Below are 5,549 nucleotides of genomic sequence, written 5' to 3' on the forward strand. Positions count from 1 at the left end.
GGCGGCCGAGTGAACGCGGGTCGATCCGGCCGGCCCGCGCCTCGACGCCGCCGCGCTCGATGCGCGGCTGCGCACGGCGGACACCGACCGAGATCATCGCCGCGGCGCTCGACGCCTTCCCAGGGCGCGTCGCCGCGGTATCGTCCTTCGGCACGGAATCCGCGGTGCTGCTGCACCTGATCGCGCAGGTGGACACGGCGACGCCGGTGCTGTTCCTCGACACCGGCCACCTGTTCCCGGAAACCCTCGCCTATCGCGACGCGCTGGCGGCCCGGCTCGGCCTCACCGGCATCGTTACCTTCCAGCCGGCGGCGCGGGAGCTTGCCGCACGCGATCCCGAGAACGCGCTCTGGGCGGACGATCCCGACGCCTGCTGCGCCTTGCGCAAGGTGGAGCCGCTGGCCCGCGCGCTCGCGCCCTATGGCGCCTGGATCAACGGCCGCAAGCGCTACCAGGCGGCGACGCGGACCGGCATCCCGGTGGTGGAGGCGGATGGCGCGCGCGTGAAGTTCAACCCGCTCGCCGCCATGGCCCGCGCCGACCTTGAAGGCTACAGGGCGGCCCACGACCTGCCGAAGCATCCGCTGGAGGCCTTCGGCTTCGCCTCGGTGGGCTGCATGCCCTGCACCACCCGCGTGATGCCCGGCGAGGACCCCCGCGCGGCCGCTGGCGCGGCCGCGCCAAGACCGAGTGCGGCATCCATATCGCCGAGGGAATCTGAAGCACGGTAACGGTTTCAGGACCGGGGGGGCCGTCGCTGCCGCCTGACGGCTTTTTGTGTCCGAACATTGATTTATTTAAATCTATTGATCTTATCGAAAAATGCATTGACCCTCCGGGGAACGGGTGCCATCGTTTGCGCGATCGGACGCATTGCGGGGGCTGTTGCAGGCTCTCCAGGAGGTTCCATGACCCACCGTTCCGCCCCCTTCAGCGCCCTGTTCGCCGGCGTCGCGCTCGCGCTGGCCGCCGGCACCGCCCTTGCCGCCGACACGACGCTGCTCAACGTCTCCTACGACCCCACGCGCGAGCTTTATGTGGACGTGAACAAGGCGTTCGCCGCCGAATGGGCGAAGTCGCATCCCGGCGACACGCTGAAGATCAACCAGTCGCACGGCGGCTCGGGCAAGCAGGCGCGCTCGGTGATCGACGGCCTGGAAGCGGACGTGGTGACGCTGGCGCTCGCCTACGACATCGACGCCATCGCCGAGAAGGGGCTCATCGCCAAGGACTGGCAGACGCGCCTGCCGGACAATTCCGCCCCCTACACCTCGACCATCGTGTTCCTGGTGCGCAAGGGCAATCCGAAGGCCATCAAGGACTGGGACGACCTGGTGAGGCCCGGCATCAAGATCGTCACCCCCAACCCGAAGACCTCGGGTGGCGCCCGCTGGAACTACCTTGCCGCCTGGGGCTATGCGCTCAAGACGAACGGCGGCGACGAGGCCAAGGCGAAGGACTTCGTCAAGGCGCTGTTCAAGAACGCGCCCGTCCTCGACACCGGCGCCCGCGGCGCCACCATCACCTTCGTGGAGCGCGGCATCGGCGACGTGCTGCTGGCGTGGGAGAACGAGGCCTATCTCTCGGTGAACGAGCTCGGGCCGGACAAGTTCGACATCGTCACTCCCTCGCTCTCCATCCTCGCCGAGCCGCCCGTGGCGGTGGTGGACAAGGTGGTGGAGAAGAAGGGCACCCGCGCCCTCTCCGAGGCGTACCTCAAGTTCCTCTACACCCCCGCCGGCCAGGAACTCGCCGCCAAGCATTATTATCGCCCGCGCGACGAGCAGGTGGCCGCCAAGCACAAGGACACGTTCGCCAAGGTCGATCTGTTCACCATCGACCAGGTGTTCGGCGGCTGGCAGAAGGCGCAGAAGACGCACTTCGGCGACGGCGGCGTGTTCGACCAGATCTATGCGAACTGACGGGCGGCGGCAGAGATCCGTGAACCGGCGCCCGACCATCGTCATGCCCGGGCTTGGCCCGGGCATCCACGCCGCGCCGCGGAGGCGCGGCTTCGCAGCAATGCGCCCGGCCTCGGGCCGTGGATGGCCGGGACAAGCCCGGCCATGACCCGGTCCATCCTCACGGCGGCGGCCGTGACCACCCCTGCCCCTCGCCGCCGCTACCGCCGCCCCAGGAGCGTGCTGCCGGGGTTCGGCATCACCATGGGGCTGACGCTCACCTGGCTCGGCCTCATCGTGCTGCTGCCGCTCTCGGCGCTGTTCATCAAGACCAGCGAAATCTCGCTGGAGCGCTTCATCGCCATCGTCACCAGCCCGCGCACGCTGCACGCGCTGCAGATCTCGTTCGGCCTGTCGCTGGCGGCGGCCGCCGTGAACCTCGTGTTCGGCGCCATCGTCGTGTGGGTGCTGGTGCGCTACGAGTTTCCCTTCAAGAAGGTGGTGGACGCGCTCATCGACATCCCCTTCGCGCTGCCCACGGCGGTGGCCGGCATCGCGCTCACCGCGCTTTATGCGCCGAACGGCTGGATCGGCGCGCTCCTGGCGCCGCTCGGCATCGCGGTGTCGTTCACGCCCATCGGCATCCTCATCGCCCTCATCTTCATCGGCCTGCCGTTCGTGGTGCGCACGGTGGAGCCGGTGCTCGCCGATCTCGACCGCGAGCTGGAGGAGGCCGCCGCCAGCCTCGGCGCGTCGCGTCCGCAGGCGGTGTGGCGCGTGGTGCTGCCCTCGGTCTGGCCGGCGCTGCTCACCGGCTTCGCCCTCGCCTTCGCCCGCGCGGTGGGCGAATACGGCTCGGTCATCTTCATCGCCGGCAACCTGCCGGGCGTGTCGGAGATCGCGCCGCTGCTGATCGTCATCCGCCTGGAGGAGTTCCGCTACGCCGACGCCACCGCCATCGCCTGCGTGATGCTGGTGGCCTCGTTCGTGCTGCTGTTCGTCATCAACCGCCTGCAGCGCTGGGCCGAGACGCGGGGGGCAGGCGCATGAGCGAGGCCGTCCACACGGGGCACATCTTCGCCGGCGAGGGCCTGCCCACCGGCATCGCCCGCGCCGATGCCGAGCGCCGCGCCGCCGGCAAGCCGGTGCACACCGAGCCCGCCGCCGTGCGCATCGCGCTGGTTCTGGTGGCGCTCGCCTTCCTCGGCCTGTTCATCGGCCTGCCGCTGGTGGTGGTGTTTGCGGAGGCGCTGAAGCGCGGCCTCGCCGCCTATGTCTCGGCGCTGGCGAACCCCGACGCGCTCGCCGCCATCCGCCTCACGCTGCTGGTGGCCGCCATCTCGGTGGTGGCGAACCTGCTGTTCGGATTGGTCGCCGCCTGGGCGATCGCCAAGTTCGAGTTCCCCGGCAAGAGCACGCTCATCACCCTGATCGACCTGCCCTTCTCGGTGTCGCCGGTGGTGGCGGGCCTCGCCTTGGTGCTGCTGTTCGGCGCGCAGGGCCTGTTCGCCGGATATCTCGCGGCGTGGGACGTGAAGATCATCTTCGCGGTGCCGGGCATCGTGCTCGCCACCATCTTCGTCACCTTCCCGTTCGTCGCCCGCGAGCTGATCCCGCTGATGCAGGAGCAGGGCACGGCGGAGGAGGAGGCGGCCATCTCGCTCGGCGCCTCGGGGCTGTCCACCTTCTTCCGGGTGACGCTGCCCAACGTGAAATGGGCGCTGCTCTACGGCGTGCTGCTCTGCAACGCCCGCGCCATGGGCGAGTTTGGCGCCGTGTCGGTGGTGTCCGGGCATGTGCGCGGGCTCACCAACACCATGCCGCTGCACATCGAGATTCTCTACAACGAGTACCAGTTCGCCGCCTCCTTCGCGGTGGCCTCCCTGCTCGCTCTCCTGGCCCTCGTGACCTTGGTCGCGAAGACCATCCTGGAACACCGTCTCGCCGAGGAAGACAGATGACCATCGAGGTCGCGGGCGTCACCAAGCGCTTCAAGACATTCACCGCGCTCGACAATGTGAGCCTCAATATCCGCTCCGGGGAGCTGGTGGCGCTGCTCGGCCCCTCGGGCTCGGGCAAGACGACGCTCTTGCGCATCATCGCCGGGCTCGAATGGCCCGATCAGGGCGAAGTGCGGTTCGACGGCGAGGACGCGCTGGCGCGCTCGGTGCGCGAGCGCAATGTGGGCTTCGTGTTCCAGCACTATGCCCTGTTCCGGCACATGAACGTGTTCGAGAACGTCGCCTTCGGCCTCAGGGTGCGCAAGGGCGCCGACAAGCTGCCCGAGGCGGCGATCCGCGAGAAGGTGAACACGCTGCTGTCGCTGGTGCAGATCGACTGGCTGGCCGAGCGCTACCCCTCCCAGCTCTCCGGCGGCCAGCGCCAGCGCGTGGCGCTCGCCCGCGCGCTCGCCATCTCGCCGCGCGTGCTGCTGCTGGACGAGCCGTTCGGCGCGCTCGACGCCAAGGTGCGCAAGGAATTGCGCCGCTGGCTGCGCCATCTGCACGAGGAGCTGCCCGTCACCTCCGTCCTCGTCACCCACGACCAGGAGGAGGCGCTGGAGCTGGCGGACCGGGTGGTGGTGATGGGCCATGGCAAGATCGAGCAGGTGGGATCGCCCGCCGAGGTCTATGACGCCCCGGCCACCGCCTTCGTGCACGATTTCATCGGCGAGACCGTGGCGCTGCCCGGCGAGGTGCGCGCCGGCGCGCTGTTCCATGACGGCAAGCCGCTCGGCCTTGATGCCGCGGGTGTCCCGGACGGTCCGGCGCGCATCCTCGCGCGGCCGCACAATGTGGATCTCGCGCCGCCCGGCGAGGCGCCGTTCTCCGGCCGCGTGCTCTCGCTGCGCACCTTCGGCCCCACTCGCCGGGCAGACGTGGAGATCGCCGCGGGGTCCGGCAAGGTGGTGGTGGAGGCGGCGGTGCCGCTCGATCTCGCGCTGGAGGCCGGCGCCGTGGTGGGGCTCAAGCCGCGCGCCTACAAGGTGTTCGCCGCCAACGGCTGACCGGCTCGGCGCGCCGGGCGGACCAGATTTCGCCATAGGGGCATGGTCTGCTTGAGCGTCCGGCCGTTCCGCCGGTCGCATCGAGGTTCGAGGAGAGGTCCCGTGCCGCCGCTCGTCATCGCCGCTCTGGGTGTTCTCGGCGCCGCCGCTCTGGCGAAGGTGATCGCGTCCGAAAGCCGCCGCGTGAACGAGGCGCTGGCGCGTCGCCGCGCGGCCGAGGACACGCCCGAGGCGCCGGCGACGCGCCTGGAGCGCGACCCCCGCGACCGGCGCCTATCGCCCGCGGCCGGACTGACGGCGCCAGGATCGGCCCTCCCTGGCGAAGCCCTGCTGCCGCCGAGAACACCGTCATATGGTCCGGCTGGGCCGGGCCATCCATCTGGCGGCGGGGCGCTGAAGGCGGCGCCCCCCTGCGGCCAGGGACGCGCGAGGTTACCGCGAATTCACTTCGGCCATCCGTGCGAACCGGCTAGTTTGAAGGCGGCGGCGAAAACTCGATCATCTCGGCTCTCGCCTTTCGCGCGGTACCCATGTTGCAGACGCCCCCTCCCGACCCCTCCCGTGCCGATCCCTCCCGCGCGCGCGCCGGCCTCGCCCTCGCCCCGCGCCGGCGGCCTCTGTGGCGCCGCGTCGCCATCGTG

The 5,549-nt window shown here is 70.1% G+C and carries 4 protein-coding genes and 1 pseudogene; all 5 read left to right on the forward strand.

Annotated elements, in window-relative coordinates; all coding sequences use genetic code 11:
• Positions 1 to 67: 67 nt before the first annotated feature.
• The 5 genes and pseudogenes from AC2W7M_RS18760 to AC2W7M_RS18780 all read left to right on the forward strand — a co-directional run bounded on the left by AC2W7M_RS18760 (position 68) and on the right by AC2W7M_RS18780 (position 4,908).
• Positions 68 to 721: pseudogene (locus AC2W7M_RS18760) on the forward strand (phosphoadenylyl-sulfate reductase).
• A 187-nt stretch (positions 722 to 908) separates the two neighbouring features.
• Positions 909 to 1,922 carry a sulfate ABC transporter substrate-binding protein gene (locus AC2W7M_RS18765; protein ID WP_486133997.1) on the forward strand — a complete coding sequence of 338 codons (1,014 nt, stop codon included), beginning with the start codon at positions 909 to 911 and terminating at the stop codon, positions 1,920 to 1,922.
• Between the two features lie 174 nt (positions 1,923 to 2,096).
• Positions 2,097 to 2,951, forward strand: a complete 855-nt coding sequence (gene cysT / locus AC2W7M_RS18770; protein WP_486133999.1) for a sulfate ABC transporter permease subunit CysT — start codon at positions 2,097 to 2,099, stop codon at positions 2,949 to 2,951.
• Positions 2,948 to 3,862, forward strand: a complete 915-nt coding sequence (gene cysW / locus AC2W7M_RS18775) for a sulfate ABC transporter permease subunit CysW (RefSeq protein ID WP_486134001.1) — start codon at positions 2,948 to 2,950, stop codon at positions 3,860 to 3,862. Before cysT ends, cysW begins: the two co-directional genes overlap by 4 nt.
• Entirely contained in the window at positions 3,859 to 4,908 is a 1,050-nt protein-coding gene (locus tag AC2W7M_RS18780) for a sulfate/molybdate ABC transporter ATP-binding protein (protein WP_486134003.1), read from the forward strand. The genes cysW and AC2W7M_RS18780 overlap by 4 nt, the downstream gene beginning before the upstream one ends.
• Positions 4,909 to 5,549 lie beyond the last annotated feature (641 nt).

It is taken from the genome of Xanthobacter sp. BG11Y11_SDJG (assembly GCF_057364445.1).

What these genes read in the sequence shown, in the direction of transcription:
- AC2W7M_RS18765 (WP_486133997.1), top strand. Translation starts at nt 909, where the DNA reads ATGACCCACCGTTCCGCCCCCTTCAGCGCCCTGTTCGCCGGCGTCGCG.
- cysW (WP_486134001.1), top strand. Translation starts at nt 2,948, where the DNA reads ATGAGCGAGGCCGTCCACACGGGGCACATCTTCGCCGGCGAGGGCCTG.
- AC2W7M_RS18780 (WP_486134003.1), top strand. Translation starts at nt 3,859, where the DNA reads ATGACCATCGAGGTCGCGGGCGTCACCAAGCGCTTCAAGACATTCACC.